The 15,450-nt window shown below is 46.0% G+C and carries 18 protein-coding genes; 10 read left to right on the top strand and 8 right to left on the bottom strand.

Annotation, left to right across the window (positions count from 1 at the left end):
• Positions 1–299: 299 nt before the first annotated feature.
• Positions 300–1,412 (bottom strand): IS110 family transposase, encoded by a 1,113-nt coding sequence (locus tag ACQY6Y_RS07715; protein ID WP_428378653.1) that lies wholly within the window; start codon positions 1,410–1,412, stop codon positions 300–302.
• Between the two features lie 282 nt (positions 1,413–1,694).
• Here ACQY6Y_RS07715 and ACQY6Y_RS07710 point away from each other — a divergent pair, with 282 nt between their 5' ends.
• The 8 genes from ACQY6Y_RS07710 to ACQY6Y_RS07675 all read left to right on the top strand — a co-directional run bounded on the left by ACQY6Y_RS07710 (position 1,695) and on the right by ACQY6Y_RS07675 (position 7,558).
• Positions 1,695–1,970: a hypothetical protein gene (locus ACQY6Y_RS07710; RefSeq protein WP_428379761.1), complete on the top strand. Its 276-nt coding sequence runs from the start codon at positions 1,695–1,697 to the stop codon at positions 1,968–1,970.
• A gap of 134 nt (positions 1,971–2,104) precedes the next feature.
• On the top strand, positions 2,105–2,860 hold the full coding sequence (locus tag ACQY6Y_RS07705) for a CDP-alcohol phosphatidyltransferase family protein (RefSeq protein WP_428379760.1): 756 nt from the start codon (positions 2,105–2,107) through the stop codon (positions 2,858–2,860).
• Positions 2,861–3,706: a hypothetical protein gene (locus ACQY6Y_RS07700; protein ID WP_428379759.1), complete on the top strand. Its 846-nt coding sequence runs from the start codon at positions 2,861–2,863 to the stop codon at positions 3,704–3,706.
• 47 nt (positions 3,707–3,753) lie between these two features.
• Complete coding sequence (locus ACQY6Y_RS07695) at positions 3,754–4,131, top strand: Rid family detoxifying hydrolase (RefSeq protein ID WP_428379758.1); 378 nt, start codon at positions 3,754–3,756, stop codon at positions 4,129–4,131.
• Between the two features lie 47 nt (positions 4,132–4,178).
• On the top strand, positions 4,179–4,613 hold the full coding sequence (locus tag ACQY6Y_RS07690) for an FHA domain-containing protein (protein ID WP_428379757.1): 435 nt from the start codon (positions 4,179–4,181) through the stop codon (positions 4,611–4,613).
• A gap of 6 nt (positions 4,614–4,619) precedes the next feature.
• Positions 4,620–5,339 (top strand): MerR family transcriptional regulator, encoded by a 720-nt coding sequence (locus ACQY6Y_RS07685; RefSeq protein WP_428379756.1) that lies wholly within the window; start codon positions 4,620–4,622, stop codon positions 5,337–5,339.
• Positions 5,340–5,403: 64 nt separating this feature from the next.
• Positions 5,404–5,937, top strand: coding sequence for an adenine phosphoribosyltransferase (locus ACQY6Y_RS07680; protein WP_428379755.1), 534 nt, complete (start codon positions 5,404–5,406; stop codon positions 5,935–5,937).
• A gap of 160 nt (positions 5,938–6,097) precedes the next feature.
• Positions 6,098–7,558: a chloride channel protein gene (locus ACQY6Y_RS07675; protein ID WP_428379754.1), complete on the top strand. Its 1,461-nt coding sequence runs from the start codon at positions 6,098–6,100 to the stop codon at positions 7,556–7,558.
• Between the two features lie 119 nt (positions 7,559–7,677).
• On the opposite strand, the gene trxB is transcribed toward ACQY6Y_RS07675, so the two are convergent.
• The 4 genes from trxB to ACQY6Y_RS07655 form a co-directional block, all read right to left on the bottom strand.
• Positions 7,678–8,628, bottom strand: coding sequence for a thioredoxin-disulfide reductase (trxB, locus tag ACQY6Y_RS07670; RefSeq protein ID WP_428379753.1), 951 nt, complete (start codon positions 8,626–8,628; stop codon positions 7,678–7,680).
• A 21-nt stretch (positions 8,629–8,649) separates the two neighbouring features.
• Positions 8,650–9,096, bottom strand: a complete 447-nt coding sequence (dut, locus tag ACQY6Y_RS07665; protein WP_428379752.1) for a dUTP diphosphatase — start codon at positions 9,094–9,096, stop codon at positions 8,650–8,652.
• Positions 9,093–9,542: a transcriptional regulator NrdR gene (gene nrdR, locus ACQY6Y_RS07660; RefSeq protein WP_428379751.1), complete on the bottom strand. Its 450-nt coding sequence runs from the start codon at positions 9,540–9,542 to the stop codon at positions 9,093–9,095. Before nrdR ends, dut begins: the two co-directional genes overlap by 4 nt.
• Before the next feature lie 90 nt (positions 9,543–9,632).
• The gene (locus ACQY6Y_RS07655) at positions 9,633–10,097 is read right to left on the bottom strand and encodes a LysM peptidoglycan-binding domain-containing protein (RefSeq protein WP_428379750.1); all 465 of its coding nucleotides are present in this window, start codon (positions 10,095–10,097) and stop codon (positions 9,633–9,635) included.
• Positions 10,098–10,281: 184 nt separating this feature from the next.
• Here ACQY6Y_RS07655 and lexA point away from each other — a divergent pair, with 184 nt between their 5' ends.
• Together lexA and ACQY6Y_RS07645 are read left to right on the top strand one after the other, a co-directional pair.
• Positions 10,282–10,944 carry a transcriptional repressor LexA gene (lexA, locus tag ACQY6Y_RS07650; RefSeq protein ID WP_428379749.1) on the top strand — a complete coding sequence of 221 codons (663 nt, stop codon included), beginning with the start codon at positions 10,282–10,284 and terminating at the stop codon, positions 10,942–10,944.
• A gap of 29 nt (positions 10,945–10,973) precedes the next feature.
• On the top strand, positions 10,974–11,747 hold the full coding sequence (locus ACQY6Y_RS07645; RefSeq protein ID WP_428379748.1) for a heparan-alpha-glucosaminide N-acetyltransferase: 774 nt from the start codon (positions 10,974–10,976) through the stop codon (positions 11,745–11,747).
• Between the two features lie 52 nt (positions 11,748–11,799).
• On the opposite strand, the gene hflX is transcribed toward ACQY6Y_RS07645, so the two are convergent.
• From hflX to miaB, 3 genes are read right to left on the bottom strand one after another with little or no spacing between them, the layout of a single operon-like run.
• Entirely contained in the window at positions 11,800–13,110 is a 1,311-nt protein-coding gene (hflX, locus tag ACQY6Y_RS07640) for a GTPase HflX (RefSeq protein ID WP_428379746.1), read from the bottom strand.
• Complete coding sequence (gene miaA / locus ACQY6Y_RS07635) at positions 13,110–14,063, bottom strand: tRNA (adenosine(37)-N6)-dimethylallyltransferase MiaA (RefSeq protein ID WP_428379745.1); 954 nt, start codon at positions 14,061–14,063, stop codon at positions 13,110–13,112. The genes hflX and miaA overlap by 1 nt, the downstream gene beginning before the upstream one ends.
• Positions 14,064–14,075: 12 nt before the next feature.
• The gene (miaB, locus tag ACQY6Y_RS07630; RefSeq protein ID WP_428379743.1) at positions 14,076–15,443 is read right to left on the bottom strand and encodes a tRNA (N6-isopentenyl adenosine(37)-C2)-methylthiotransferase MiaB; all 1,368 of its coding nucleotides are present in this window, start codon (positions 15,441–15,443) and stop codon (positions 14,076–14,078) included.
• Between the last annotated feature and the right edge of the window lie 7 nt (positions 15,444–15,450).

Genomic DNA, 15,450 nt, shown 5'->3' with positions numbered 1-15,450 from the left:
CGAGTCTGCAACTATTTCTGGCCAGCTTCTGTCGCATTGATGATCGTTAGTCGTCGCTTGCCTGGCAAGCTAATATCCGCGGGCTTGTACGCTGTATACCAGCGGGTAGCTCAGATATATGTTTGAGATTGCGTACGTACCGCATTTCGATTCTCCGTCCGAGACCGTCATTCGAAAAAACCTATAGTCTTTCTTATCGGGTACTGCCTTTTGGTTGCCCATAAAAGCCTCGTAAACCGGTCTCGACAATGCGTCGATATGCAACTCTCACTGGCAAGAAATTTTTTGAGTAGTGTCGTCTAGCTGAGTGTTCCCTCAGCACGTCTACCAATTTCCCACACCCAACAAGCAAGCTCTCGTGCAACTGCTGTATTGGCAACACAAGTACGTTTGCCAGCTGATCTCAGTGCTTTGTGTCGATATACAAGACGGGCTGTAGCATCATCTGCTCTGCGTTTGATTCCTCGCGAAACATCAAAGCCATCAGGTATTGGCTTTGGTTTTGGAGAACATGTTATGTAGTGCCAAGCAGATTCGATAAGGGTACGGCGAGAAGCTGAATTGCCATTTTTGGTAATGCCTCCGTATATCTTCTTCTCACCACTTGAGTGTTCAGAAGGTGTGATACCAACCCAAGAGGCATACGATCTTGCTGTTGGAAAACGGCTGAAGACGCCGACTTCGGTAGCTAAGCAAAAAGCAGAGATGATATCGATACCCTTAATGGATGCAAGTGCTCCGACAACAGGGCTCCATCGTTGGGTTTGAGCCTCACAAAGAACTTGCTTTTCCAGCGCGCGTTTGTCCGACTCGGCACAGCGCACACAGGTAACGTAGTGATTAAACGCTGTTGCTGCTGCAACCTCATCTGGTCTCAATCCCTCAACCCATCTCCAAAATGAGCGTGTCCAGGCGCTTTTCCTACGCCCAAGTGCATCAACTTCATCAAATACATGTCCACGTTTTAGCAAAAACTTTGAGAGGCGCTGCCGGGCACGCTGCAAGTCTTCCCGCGCATCATCAAGTGCACGCGACAGATCACGGCTCGCTTCAACCTCAACAGGAGGAACCCATACCTCAACAATGTTGTGTGTTGCAAGCAAACGTGCAAGAAATGCTGCATCGCGCTTGTCATTCTTTTGTCTTCTATCACTGGCGGGTTTTTGCATCTTTGATACAGCTCCGACAACACAGTCTATGCCGTGAGCACGGAGTGTGCGACAAAGCGTAAAGCCAGTAGGTCCACTCTCATAGACAACCTTAGGGTCTTCAAAGTGGCAAATCCAGGAAGTTATTTCCTCTGTATTGGTGCCAAACGATTTCTGTATTATCTCTCCTGTGAAAGGATTGAACGCGCAGGCGGCAACCGAGCGAGCATGTACGTCGAGGCCGATGGAGGTAACATGTGACATGGGAAGCCTCCTCCCATACGTGCGGTATGGCGAGCACCGCAGGTTGACGATATACAGCCATTGTCCTCGCCCAGCCCGCGAGTAGGGTATGTCGCGGGGAGGCTTTCTTTCCAATGGCTTTCTCATATCGTCTTTATTCAAATTTGTCGTGATCTTTATGGCCTTTTCTTCATCCTTCTCTTATAGTGGCTCATCTCTTTAGAACCCTTTGATACCATGGGCACGGAATACTACTCACCAACCTTTGTTGGTGGCTTTTATATACATGGGAGGGCACCTTTTATGGCCAAACATATACGCCAAAAAGACATGCCAGACGTCACGCCCGTCTCGAACACGCATCGTAATGATGCAATAAAGGATTCCCGCGCTTTTAAGGAGCACTACGATCCCTTTGCTGATCCGTTTAATGATGAAGAGGAGTTTGCTCGTTTCCAGGAAGCAGAGGCGGAGCGCACGAGACGTATTGTTCTTATCGTTGTTCTGCTCTTTATTGTCGGAATAATCGTTTTAGGATTCTTTTTAGGTGATCTACTTCTTGAAGTTGCTGGTTCATAACTACTCATGCAAGAATCTTTGTCCTTGTGGCATTAAATAGTGTTTCCACAATGCTTACGTGGACAAATTGGGTATGCGTTACTATGTTCAGGTTCAATTCTTGCGAGTATTTGTATTACGCGGAGGGCGCTACGTTGGCTGAAAGTAAAACAAAGCGTGTTACGAAAGAGCGTATTAAAAATAATCTCAAAAATCAGGCTGACTATGATGCTCTCAAGGCACAGAAAAATGACCTTGCAACCGATCCGGTGGGTACCCCCAATAACCCTTCAACACAAATATTCACTGTTGCAAATGTTATTACATTCTGTCGCTTGCTTTTAACCTTTGCATTCCTTTACCTCTTTATCACAGGGTCGAATAGAATGCTTGCTCTTGTCCTCTATGCGGTTGCTGCCTCGACAGATTTTCTCGACGGACAAATTGCTCGCCGAACCCAAACGGTTAGTTGGGTCGGAAAGATCATGGATCCCATTATGGATCGTGTTCTGCTTTTCACTGGCGTTTTAGGCCTGGTGGCAACAGGTGAGCTACCGCTTTGGATGGCGGTCTTTGTCATCGGACGCGATGTGTACCTCGCCATTGGAGCACAAATTCTGCAGCATTATCGCCGTCGACCAATTGATGTGGTATTTGTTGGAAAGCTTACCACCGCACTGCTCATGATTGGTTTTTGCGACCTTTTGCTTGGCATTCCACAGCTTCATGGCACCAATCTTGTAACGGTTTCTTGGCTTCCTCTCTTAAATGGTGAGAGCGCAGCACTCGGCATGGTATTTGTCTACCTTGGGTTGGTTTTTTCTACGATAACTGCTGTTGTTTACACCATTGAGGGTGTCAAAGTAATTCAGCGATCTCATGCCAACAATGAAAGTCATAAGGAAGCATAAATGGGTGTAGATAAAGATGCACTCAACACGCTCACAGAAGAGCATCTTCTACTCGGTGGTGTTTTAGAAGAGCGTGAGGGAGTTGCAGTGCCGCTCTCCTATGAAAGTACTCCAATTGCAGAAGAAGAGGCACTTGAGAATGCCTGTGGAGTAACAGACGTATCCTGCATGCATCTTATACTCATCTCAGGAGAGAATGCCTCAGGCCTCTTTGAGGCGGCCTGGGCAGGCAAAGTTCTTTCCGTAGGGGAATGCTCCTTTGGAGCCGTTCTTGCCGGCGATGGTTCAGTAGTTGCCGTTCCTTGTGCTTTAAGAACTGGTGATCATGAATATCTTCTCTGTGATGTAACGTCACGTTGGGAAGCACTCAAGGAATGGCTTATATGGCTCTCCAATCTCGTTGTTGAAGAGCAAACACCTTTCAGCGATGCTCAAGTAAGCGATGTCACAGGATCATTGGTGCCATTACTTGTTACAGGCCCAAAAGCCAGAACCATTCTCGAGGATTATCTTCATGATGGAGAAAAGCTACCACCTCAGGGCAGCGTGGTGTCGCTTCACCTTGATAAGATTCTTACCATATGCACACATATACATCAGAGCAATGCGTTTCTTTTGCTCATTCCGCCTGCCTATAGCCGCATCATGTGGCGGAGCTTGTTGTCTTTTACCGAGATGCAACCTGTAGGTATTCGGGCGCTTACTCAATTTGTTCAAACTAAGCTTCCATGGATGGAGCCTATTTCGGACAATACAAAACATGTTGCATTTTCTAAACAAGAGCTCGAACAGTGGGGTATAGCCCGTCATAATGGTGGCTATATAGGCGCACGGGCTCTCGTTTAATGAATATAAAGACTGATAGCACCGCAACCGTGAGGTAGGGAGTTTTTATGACTTATGGCATTCATACGTCTCACGCTCCTCAGGCAAATGGACCGTATTCCCAAGGTGCCGCAGCAGGACGCTATGTATATGTTTCTGGCCAGATTGGCATCGACCCAGCAACTGATGCACTTGTCTCTGATACCGTAGACATGCAGCTTGATCAGGCAATAACAAATATCGAAGCTGTATTAGCTGAGGTAAAGCTCACGTTGGAAGATGTCGTAAAAACTACGGTCTTTCTCACCGATTTGGAAGATTTACCTATAGTAGACATGATTTGGAAAACACGGTTTTCTTCGCCTCGTCCGGCACGAAGCTGTGTTGAAGTGCGTCGTTTAAGAGACGGTGCGCGTATCGAAGTTGAGTGTGTAGCTTGCCGATAGCCGCGTTATACTATAAATCTGACAAGAATTGCGAGGAAAGGCCAGATATGGCAGAGCAAGACGTACATCCCATTAACGATCCGGGCGCCACAAGGATGTTCCGCATCCCTTCTGAAGATTCAACAATGCCCGATCTTATGGGTTCAACCAAAGATGCCACGCCCTCGCTCAGTATTGTAAAAGGCCCTCAAACTGGTATGACGTTTGAGCTTGATCAGCCAGTAATTACTATCGGGCGTGATCCTTCAAACAGTGTCTTTTTGAATGACATGACGGTTTCTCGTCATCATGCACGTATGGATCTCATTAACAACGGTTCTGGGCTGGCCACCATTGAAGACCTTGGCTCTCTCAATGGCACATGGGTAGATGGCGCTATTGTCAGTAAGGCTGTATTACAAGATGGTTCAACCATACAAATTGGTACATTCCGTATGGTTTTCCATGCAAATCGTTCAGAACGCATTTCTACCGGGGCATAACTGACTATGGCGGATGCAAGCTACCTTACAATTGGTAAAGTTGTAAAGCGGTTGCAGCCGCAGTACCCCGATCTTACTGTCTCTAAAGTTCGCTACTTAGAGGATGAAGGCCTGCTCAATCCCTCTCGTACACCAGGGGGATACAGGCTCTATTCTTCACGCGACATTAAGCGGCTTGAAAATATTTTGTATCTACAAAAGAATCGCTTTATGCCGCTTTCGGTTATCCGAGAAGAGTTAGACCGTCTCGATGATCCATCCCAAGCTGTTGTCGTGCATCATGATGAGCATGTCTTAAGTTCAGATGATGAGGAAACTATCAATAAGTTTCATCCCATTGATCGAATGCCTGAATTGCTTGGTGTATCAGCCAGTTTTGTGAGAAGTCTCTCTGATGCTGGCGTACTATCACTAAGACGCTCTCCTCATGGGAGAGATTTAGTCGATGGACATGATTTCCCCCTCATTCGTATTGCTGATCATCTGCGGCATTATGGAATCGGGCCTAAAAATCTTCGTCAGTATGTAACAGCCGCAAGACGCGAATCCACCATGTTTGAACAGGCGCTTGTGGTATACGGCAGAACATCTGATGAAGACCCTCAGCGCCGTCACGATGCTTATGAAAAAGCACTTGACCAGATGCTTTATCTTACCAATGAGCTTCGCGATGAGCTCATAAAGCGATCGATCACTAACAGGGGAGACGGCATTCATATTAGTTAGAAACGGTACTATTACGGTAAAACTATCCTTGCTTTTGTGAGGTTTAATGGGAAGGGGAGAAGGCGTGTCCAGTTTCGATCTTGAGAGTCTCATCGTAGATATTCCCGACTATCCTGAGCCCGGAGTTGTATTCAAAGACATTACACCGCTTTTATCTGATCCACGTGGCCTTGCTTCTGCTGTCGATCAGATCGCAGATCACTTCATGGGCCATTCCATTACGAAAGTTATTGGTGCTGAAGCGCGTGGTTTTCTCATTGGTGCTCCCGTAGCCTATCGTCTTGGAGCAGGTTTTGTACCCGCCCGTAAGCCTGGTAAGCTTCCTCGCACTACTTACTCAGAAGCCTATTCGCTTGAGTATGGTACCGATAGTTTGGAAATCCACCAGGACGCTCTTGGTCCCGATGACCATGTTCTGATAGTCGATGACTTAGTCGCAACAGGTGGTACCTGCGTTGCAAGTGCTAAATTGGCCGAGAAAGCAGGGGCTACGGTAGAAGGCTTTGGTTTTATATTGGAGCTTGCTTTCTTAAAGCCACGGGATACCATCGCTCGCGCAAGTTCTGCTGATGTATTTTCACTTGTAACCGTTGATTAGCTTAAGGAAACATACATCTCATCAGAAACACACCTCTCTTGAGAATGAGCTTTCGCATCGTCATCGAATCTGGCTTGTTTGCATTGGAGCTGCTACGGGTCTTGTTGCAGGTTTAGCCGTTACGCTTTATCGGCTTGCCCTCGCACAAGCAGAGCAGCTCATGCGCTCTTTTACTACAGAACTTGGAAAAAGCGCCCTAGGAATTCTTATCTGGTTTGTTGTACTGGCGCTTATCTTACTTGTCGTTGGTTTTCTTATTCATAAAGTTCCTCTCACAGCAGGGTCTGGTATCCCTCAAGTAGAGGCTGAAGTAGCAGAAACCATACAGGCACCTTGGCTGCGTATACTTCCTACCAAATTTGTAGAGGGTGTTCTCTGCTCATTTGGAGGGTTATCCCTCGGCCGCGAGGGTCCTTCTATACAGATTGGCGGAATGGCTGCAAAGCTTGTCTCCAAACTTACTCGCACAAATCGGGGAGAAGAACGGATTCTTATTACGTGTGGCGCAGCATCTGGCATGGCCGCCGCTTTTCATGCCCCTTTTACTGGCGTGATGTTTGCTCTCGAAGAGATTCATAAGGTTTTCTCTGCACCCGTCATTGTGTCTGTCATGGTTGCGTCAGTCATGTCAGACCTACTCTCGAGCATACTTATGGGTGACCACTTGGTGCTCTCACTCACATTTATTGCTGATCTGCCGCCATCTGCCTATATATCTGTAGCAATACTAGGTGTTATCGCAGGCTTACTTGGAGCCTTACACAATGCTGGTATGTTCAAGATGCAGGATCTGTTTGATCGAATTACTTGGGTAAAGCCATATGCAAAACTCATTCCAGCCTTTCTGATGTCTGGAATAGCTGCTTTTACCATACCTCAGCTGCTCTGTGGCGGAGATGCCATCATACAGCTCCTTGAAAGAGGCTATGTCACTCCGATTAATGTATTAGTCGTACTGCTTATCGGAAAATATCTTCTAACAGCCATATGCTTTGGGTCAGGAGCTCCAGGAGGCACGTTGCTTCCATTAGTAGTAATGGGGGCTCTAATAGGGAGTATTTATGGCATCTGCGTAACAGATGTCACGGCAATACCTTCAGTTTATGTTGTTAACTACACGGTACTTGGAGTAGCAAGCCTATTTGCAGGTGTTGTAAGAGCTCCTATAACTGGCATCGTACTTGCCTTTGAACTCACAGGCTCACTCGATTCGCTGTTAGCAGCTTCGCTTGTCTCAATAATCGCATACGTCACATCAGACCTTATAGGCGTAGATGCCTTCTATGAGCACCTGCTTGGAAGAATTGATATCTCAGAGTCCAACCAGACGGAGAAGAATCTAGAAGAAGAACAGCGGGGAGTCTTTCATAGGCATGTAGTTGGAGCAGGAAGTAAGGCCGAAGGAAGGCTTATCAAAGAACTTGTCTTACCAGAGCATATGCTCATTGTCATGATCACACGCTCTGGTAAAGAACTGGTTCCACAAGGAAACACACGCCTCAAAGCACTCGATCAGCTTCTTGTACTAGAAGATGCAGAGTTCGAGATAGAACAAGAGCAGATGATCAAAGAGATCTGCATGCCATCGCTAGAAGAAACAAGCTCCGTAACGCCAACATAGAACCTTATTCTTTCTATAGATCTACTTTACATAAGATATATTATCGCAGTTTTATATATAGCTTTAGATATTTGCCTCAGACAGCCAAAGATAATCACATGAGATGCAGGTACGATAAATTACCCAGCGATTGGCTGCCCGAGATAGCCTGCAACAGATGTTGCTGCCACCGCACCATCAGATGCCGCAGTAATAATTTGACGCAATACCTTTGAGCGAACATCTCCTGCACAATATAAACCAGGTGTCCTTGTGGCCATATATTCATCAGTGATAACCGCGCCGGTTTGATCGAGTTCAGCAAATTCTTTAATGAGTTCAGATGACGGTAGCTGGCCCACAAATACAAACACACCGAACGAGCCTGGATCTCCTGATATACATGTAATCTCATCGGTATCCTCATTATGAAGATAGAGTTTAGTGAGAAGATCCTTCCCTTCTACCTTAGAGATAGTTGTCCGAAAATGGACAAATACCTTTTCATTTTGCTGAAGCTGATCAACCAGTGCAGCTTGAGCACGCAAGTGATCCTTACGAATAATCATGTGGACTTCACTTGCAAACCTTGTAAGAAAAAGTGCTTCTTCGGCGGCAGAATTACCTCCCCCTACCACATAAACGGGTTTATTGCGATAAAACATTCCATCGCAGGTCGCACAATATGAAATTCCACGCCCAATGAAATCTTCTTCGCCTTCAAAGCCGGCTTTTCGAGGCGTGGAACCACTCGCCAATATAACAGCTTTAGCGTTGTATGAAGTTCCTCCATTGCAACTAATAATGAAATAGTTATCACATGTAGAAGAAATAGAAGACACCTGCGCTGAGTGGATAGTAACGCCCAAATCCTTAGCTTGATTTTCCATCGCCTGAATGAGTTCATAGCCACTGGTAGATGGAACTCCTGGATAATTATCAACTTCTGATGTTAAGAGAACCTGCCCACCAGGAGATGTCTGCTCTAAAACAACCGTGGTTAAGAGCGCGCGAGAAGCATAAATTGCTGCCGAAATTCCTGCAGGACCAGCACCAATAATTACAAGGTCATAAAGGGTAGATTCAGACATACAATCACTCAGCCAATCATTTTAAACGCCACTTGAGCCAAATCCACCGGCACCTCTATCGGTTTCATCCAGCTCGTCAACCTCAATCAAATTAACAATAGGAACACGCTGTATAACAAGTTGAGCAATACGTTCTCCACGTTCGATATGAATGGGCTTCTCATTATCGAGATTTACTGCACATACCTTCAACTCGCCACGATAATGCGAATCGATAAGGCCGGGAGTATTAGCCATGGAGAGACCTTCACGTAAAGCCAGGCCGCTGCGAGGTTGAACAAAACCGGCATATCCCTCGGGAATTGCAACCGCCAAACCTGTAGCGATGAGTCGGCGCTCATGGGGTGCAAGAACAAGGTCTTCATTAGAACGCAAGTCGAGACCTGCATCGCCTGTATACGCATAGGTCGGCAACTCAACAGATGGATCAAGTCGTTTAATAGGAACGGAAATGGTCTCATCAATCATTGTGAAAGGCTCCTCAATTCCTCACTAAACTCATCAAGATCTTTGAAATCTCGATATACCGAAGCAAAACGAACATACGCAACCTTGTCTACGTCTATAAGGCGTTTTAATACAAGGTTTCCGATTTCAGAAGAAGGGACTTCAGATACACCGTTATCGCGCAATTCTGACTCAATATCATCAATCAAGGAATCGAGTTGAGCAATTGGAACCTGACGCTTTGCGGTGGCAGTAAGCAATCCACGCATCAACTTCTGGTGATCAAACGGTTCTTTTGTGCCATCTTTTTTAAGAACCATTAACGGTGTTTCTTCTTTACGTTCATACGTAGTAAAACGATAGCCACATGCAATACATTCTCGACGGCGTCGGATGGCATCATTGCTATCGGACGGACGTGAGTCTACAACTTTAGACTCCTCGCAACCACATTTAGGACAGCGCATGCAGTCTCCCTTGTAAAATGCTGTATACAAAGGAGCCTATCATAAAAACAAAGCCCAAATGATTAGACCAATAACTATATTGCCAAAGAGCTAAGAAGCGGGAACAGAGAGCTGCTGTCCAGAAGAAAGCATGGAAGAAGAAAGCTCATTTTCCTGTGTAATGAATTCAACGACTTCTGCAGTAGAACAACCATTTACGGGATGATTTTCTGCAATGGACCAGATGGATTCTCCTGGCATTACCGTAACAATCTCAGTAGAAATATCTGTAAAGGAAGAAGTTTTCCGAGCCATAGCAGAAGCATCAGAAAGAAACGCTATGCCCACAAGCGCAAGCACCATAGAACAAATGACAAGGAACGTAATGATTGTGTTCTTGTTCTGAACGTGAGAATGATGACAATACACATGCGATCGATCATTACGAATATTTACATCGTCAACATTCTTGTAATGAGCTTGCCCGCCTTCAAGGACACGAAAATGAACTGGTTTGATATCAAGAGCTGAAGATCCCTCAGAAAAATATTGAATGTTGTTCCCGCGAATATCCATGTCTTCCTCCCTTCGATAACTTGCAGACTTTATATACAGCAGTGCTCGGACATAAAATGTATGCAAACAAATGTTCTGTGATTAGTATCGTTCGTACATCTGTTCGTGTCAAGTATAAACGAACAGATGTTTGCAACAAAATTAGAACGGCTGTATCATATTTCTTAGATTGAAAGGGGGCAGTATGTCTCAACGTAAACTCAGTTCACGTCAGCGTGAAATTTATGATTATATCTGCACATATACAAAAACCCATGGTTTTCCTCCCTCTGTTCGGGAGATTGGAAAAGCGGTAGGACTTGCCTCCCCTTCCACGGTTCATATGCATCTTAAATATCTTGAAGACAACGGTTACATCCATCGAGATTCTAATAAGCCACGCGCCATCGAGGTTGTTTCAGAGCGTCAAGAACGTTCTGAAGAAAGCTCTGGTCCAAAACTCGCTAATGTTTCCATTGATGTAGATGCCAATCTCATTACGCTGCCGGTAGTTGGTCGTGTTGCCGCTGGTCAACCTATTTTGGCTGAGCAAAATATTGAAGAGAATCTCTCTCTTCCAACAAGTATTGTGGGCGATTACAGTTCCTTTATTCTCCGGGTTCGCGGGGACTCAATGATTAACGCAGGCATCTTTGATGGCGATTACATTGTCGTTAAAGAACAAAAAGACGCACACAATGGAGAAATCGTTGTAGCTCTTATTGATGATTCAGCTACCGTAAAAACGTTTTATCGTGAGCGCTACCGTGTTCGTCTGCAGCCTGAAAATGACACAATGGAGCCAATTTATGTGAAGGATCCTATTATCCTGGGACGCGTTACTGCTCTCATTAGGTCCATCTCTTAATTTGTCACATCGATTTTATGGTGTTACTCATGCATCAAACTGACACCTCTGCAAAAGATGTATCCACTGATTCATACCACGGGCGTATACGCATTTTCGATATCGCCCGTGGTATTGCAGTGGTTTCAATGGTGCTATTTCATGGCTGCTATGACCTTGCCTACCTATCCCATGTTTCTCTTCCATGGTTTTCTGGGTTATTCCAAGATATTTGGCGTGCCTCTATCTCCTGGACTTTTCTTTTTATTGCAGGTTGTATGTGTTATTACTCTCATAACAATATTGTGAGAGGCACTAAACTGCTTGCTCTATCGTTTGGGATTTATATTGTTACAACTATTGCAGCTGTTGATACTCCAATTAGCTTCGGAATTATTTTCTGCATGGGATCCTGTGGCATTATTTCAGGCTTGCTTAAGCACGTAAGATTACTTCCATCGGGTATCTTGCCAGCATGTATATGCTTCTGTCTCTTTCTCATAACATACAATGTTTCACATGGCACGCTTGAACTTGGATTTACTACGGTAGACATTCCGAGAATGCTGTATGAAACGCCTTGGTTAAGCTGGTTAGGGTTTCCGGGTCCACATTTTCTATCAGGAGATTATTACCCTGTAATCCCCTACCTTTTTATGTATCTTACGGGCACTGCGCTTCTCTCACGACCCATAGAACAAGGCTTTCCAGCTTGGGTGTATTCCCTCCATTGCACGCCACTCGAATTTATCGGGCGTCATGCCTTGCTCATTTATGTTGTTCACCAGCCGCTGTTACTTGTTCTAACAAGTCTTTTTGTCTAGCATCTCTCGCCAATGAACCCGAGGTATCTTACAGATTTCCTGCAGCCAATAGCTATAAAGAACTCTCATCTACACGATACGGCTCAAGAGTAGCCGCCATGCGCTTATCAGCATTCAGCGTAACAAGCAGTCCGCCTTCCACATAGCGCTCATGAACTACACGGCAACGCTCGTGTGCCATTTTCATAAGCAGACCTTTTGAATATGGAATCATGACTGAAAGTACAACATCGCCATCTGAAGCCTCTTTGGCAATACGATATTTGAGGGAGGCGAGACCCTCACCTGTTAAAGCGGAAACAAAAACTGCTTGAGGATATGCTGAACGCATATGCTGCAACTCATTCGCACTGAGCAGATCAATCTTGTTGAATACAACAACAGAGCGCTTATCAGCTGCACCGATTTGATGGAGCACCTCATCGACTGCGGCAAGCTCTCTCAGGTAGCCCTCATCGCTCGCATCAACTACACGCAAGATAAGATCTGCAGCATTCACCTCAGCAAGAGTGGATTTAAATGCTTCCACCAAAGTGGTAGGCAGCTTTTGAATAAAGCCTACCGTGTCAGTAAGGGCAATTTTACGGCCCTCTTCTAGATCCAATACACGCGTAGTAGGATCCAGTGTCGCAAAGAGTTCATCTTGTACATAAGCATTTGCAGACGCAAGAGTGTTGAGAAGAGTAGATTTTCCAGCATTTGTATATCCAGCTAGAGCCGTGCGCCATACACCCGACTCCCAGCGAGCCTTACTCTGCGTTGCACGTCGCTTCTCGAGTTGGCTCAGTTTTTCCTGTAGGGTTGCAATGCGCTTACGAACAAGACGGCGGTCGACCTCGAGCTGACTTTCTCCTTGACCAAAACGGCTACCAATACCTCCACGCGTCTGCTCGCGCACTAAGTGACTCCACATACCTCGTAGTCTGGGATAAAGATATTGCAACTGCGCCAGCTGAACTTGGAGACGTCCTTCTCGCGTTTTAGCATGAACACCAAATATATCAAGAATGAGTGCAGTTCTATCAATAACCTTTATGCCATTGCCTATCGCTCGCTCTAAGTTTGCTTGTTGTGAAGGTGTAAGTTCATCATCAAACACCACCACATTAGCTTCGAGATTGCGCGCCAGAATGACTAACTCTTCAGTTTTGCCAGAACCAATAAATGTGCGTGCTACAGGGCGGTCAAGACGTTGCGTTAATCTTCCCACCACTGTCGCGCCATCAGTTTCAACAAGACGTTCAAGCTCGTTAAGGGAAGTCTCAACCGGCCATTCAGATTTATCAGGACCAAGATCGACCCCGACTAAAACAGCACGTTCTTTCTCATGGGAAGTAGAGTAAGGAGCAAACCGAGACGCCATTACATGCGCTCCTTAGATTGGGAGGCTTGGACAGTCTTCGAAATATCATGCTGGATATAATCGACAACCCCATCAACTCCAAGCGTGTCGATATCAAGCCAGTGCACACGACCATCGCGTCGTAACCAATTGAGTTGGCGCTTTGCATAATGACGTGTACGCGTTTTTGTTTTCTGTATCGCATCCTCCAGAGACATCTCATTATCCAAAACCGCAAGAGCTTCCTTGTAGCCAATTGCCTGGAATGCGGTAACTGATTGTTTAAGCTTATCTGTTTGAAGCTGACGCACCTCATCCAGCAAGCCATCTGCAAACATTTGATCTACACGCTCATCTATACGCGTATAGAGCTTTTCTCGAGGAACTGCAGGGGCATAAAGCACAGCATGGTAATGAGGAGTGCGTTTCAAGAGACCTTCATGCTGCTTGGCATAACTAAGCCCCTCGTCAGCCAGTTCAAGCGCACGAATACAACGCCTTACGTTATGTGGATGAATAAGAGAAGCACTTGCAGGATCTCGTTGTTGCAAAACTGCATAAAGCTCATCAGGACCAAGACGCTCAGCCTCTTGCTCCCAAAAAGTGCGACGAGCATCGCCATGTTTTCCTGCCGGGAAATCCATCTCATCTATAACTGCATCAAGATAAAGACCAGTTCCGCCACACAGAATTGGAATACGTCCGTCTGCGATAGCCCTATCTACACAAGCACGCGCGTCCTTTTGAAAGCGTTCAACAGAATAGGTGTCTGATACATCGCAAATATCAACCATCTCGAGCGCTACACGCCTCTTAGCAGCAGGAACTTTAGCAGTACCTATATCCATGCCGCGATAAACTTGCATAGCATCCACTGAGATAACAGTAGTGCCAAGAGCAAAGGCGAGCCTATCGGCAAGTTCACTTTTTCCAGAGGCAGTTGGGCCTACTATGCAAACAGTTACAGGTTCCAAAGTCCTCCAGTCTTACCGAGCAGAACCTACCATGGGACCGCGAAGATACCAGGTTTTTGCTTCATCCACGCGCACATCTACGTAACGACCCGTAAGATCTTGAGCACTCATGCCATCCGGCAAGGCAAAATGTACCGTTTGATTTTTTGGGCTATGGCCAACTAAGACATGTGCATCGGATTTTGAGGGACCTTCAACAAGCACTTCGACAGTGGAGCCAAGCTCGCGTACATTTGCTTTATGAGCAAGATCTGCAACAAGGGCTGCAAGCCGCTCAAAACGCTCCTGAATCACTTCATGGGGCGTATTGTCGACTATCTTTGCAGCAGGAGTTCCCTCGCGCCTTGAGTAGATAAAAGTAAAGGCAGAGGCAAACTCAACTTCTCGAACAAGCGAAAGTGTTTGTTCAAAGTCCTCTTCAGTCTCTCCGGGAAATCCGACGATAATGTCGGTCGAAAGAGCAATATCTGGCATAGCTGCACGAATTTTGTGAACCAACTCTAAGTAATCCTCGCGACTATACTTCCTATTCATACGTCGGAGTATTTCGGTCGAACCGGACTGCACAGCCAAATGAAGCTGTGGCATCACCTGCGGTGTTTCTGCCATGGCAGCGATGGTCTCATCAGAAAGATCCTTTGGATGCGAAGACGTAAAGCGAATACGTCCAATTCCCGTTTGACCAACTGCGCGCAAAAGCTCCGCAAAGCGAGGCTTACCATAGCGGTCTCGGCCATAAGAGTTAACGTTTTGCCCTAAGAGTGTTATTTCGCGAACGCCATCACGAACAAGATGTTCGCATTCCATGACTACGTCTTCGAAGATACGGCTACGCTCACGCCCACGAACATACGGGACAATACAGTATGTGCAGAAATTATTACAGCCAGTCATGATAGGCAGCCACGCATGGAACGACTGTGCTCGATGACTTGGGAGATCGGTCGAAAAGCCCTCATAAGGCTCAGCCGTATCCGCTTCAAGCTGATGAGAGTCATCCAGAAGTGCCTGTTCCAGAAGATACGGAAGTCGAGCAATCGCCTGAGTGCCAAATACAACATCAACGTTAGGAATATGTTTACGGATATTCTCGCCGTCTCGTTGAGCGATACAACCACCAACAGCAACAAGCCTGCGGCCGCTTGGAGGAACGGGAGCACTTACCATGGAAGAAACTTGTCCATATAAACGCGTATCCGCCTTCTCGCGAACACAGCACGTCATGAATACAACAACATCAGCCTCTTCTGGAGTTGCAACCTCTACCAGCCCACAGCTATCAAGAAGACCGGAAACCCTTTCGGAGTCATGAAGATTCATCTGACAACCGAAGGTCTTTATATGGTAGGTAAGACCAACAAGATGAGGATAATCAACCATCAAAAAT

Origin of the sequence: Olsenella sp. Marseille-QA0557 (genome assembly GCF_965119725.1) — a bacterium.
GTDB classification, from domain to species: Bacteria; Actinomycetota; Coriobacteriia; order Coriobacteriales; family Atopobiaceae; genus Coprovicinus; species Coprovicinus avistercoris.
Note: the sequence above shows the minus strand (reverse complement) of the source record. Positions and strands in the feature narration are given on the sequence as shown.

Coding starts and splice junctions, on each gene's coding strand:
- trxB (WP_428379753.1), bottom strand. CDS start 8,628: ATGTCTGAATCTACCCTTTATGACCTTGTAATTATTGGTGCTGGTCCT.
- ACQY6Y_RS07695 (WP_428379758.1), top strand. CDS start 3,754: ATGACTTATGGCATTCATACGTCTCACGCTCCTCAGGCAAATGGACCG.
- miaB (WP_428379743.1), bottom strand. CDS start 15,443: ATGGTTGATTATCCTCATCTTGTTGGTCTTACCTACCATATAAAGACC.
- hflX (WP_428379746.1), bottom strand. CDS start 13,110: ATGGCGTCTCGGTTTGCTCCTTACTCTACTTCCCATGAGAAAGAACGT.
- ACQY6Y_RS07690 (WP_428379757.1), top strand. CDS start 4,179: ATGGCAGAGCAAGACGTACATCCCATTAACGATCCGGGCGCCACAAGG.
- ACQY6Y_RS07715 (WP_428378653.1), bottom strand. CDS start 1,412: ATGTCACATGTTACCTCCATCGGCCTCGACGTACATGCTCGCTCGGTT.
- ACQY6Y_RS07655 (WP_428379750.1), bottom strand. CDS start 10,097: ATGGATATTCGCGGGAACAACATTCAATATTTTTCTGAGGGATCTTCA.
- ACQY6Y_RS07710 (WP_428379761.1), top strand. CDS start 1,695: ATGGCCAAACATATACGCCAAAAAGACATGCCAGACGTCACGCCCGTC.
- lexA (WP_428379749.1), top strand. CDS start 10,282: ATGTCTCAACGTAAACTCAGTTCACGTCAGCGTGAAATTTATGATTAT.
- ACQY6Y_RS07675 (WP_428379754.1), top strand. CDS start 6,098: ATGCGCTCTTTTACTACAGAACTTGGAAAAAGCGCCCTAGGAATTCTT.
- dut (WP_428379752.1), bottom strand. CDS start 9,096: ATGATTGATGAGACCATTTCCGTTCCTATTAAACGACTTGATCCATCT.
- ACQY6Y_RS07685 (WP_428379756.1), top strand. CDS start 4,620: ATGGCGGATGCAAGCTACCTTACAATTGGTAAAGTTGTAAAGCGGTTG.
- ACQY6Y_RS07645 (WP_428379748.1), top strand. CDS start 10,974: ATGCATCAAACTGACACCTCTGCAAAAGATGTATCCACTGATTCATAC.
- nrdR (WP_428379751.1), bottom strand. CDS start 9,542: ATGCGCTGTCCTAAATGTGGTTGCGAGGAGTCTAAAGTTGTAGACTCA.
- ACQY6Y_RS07700 (WP_428379759.1), top strand. CDS start 2,861: ATGGGTGTAGATAAAGATGCACTCAACACGCTCACAGAAGAGCATCTT.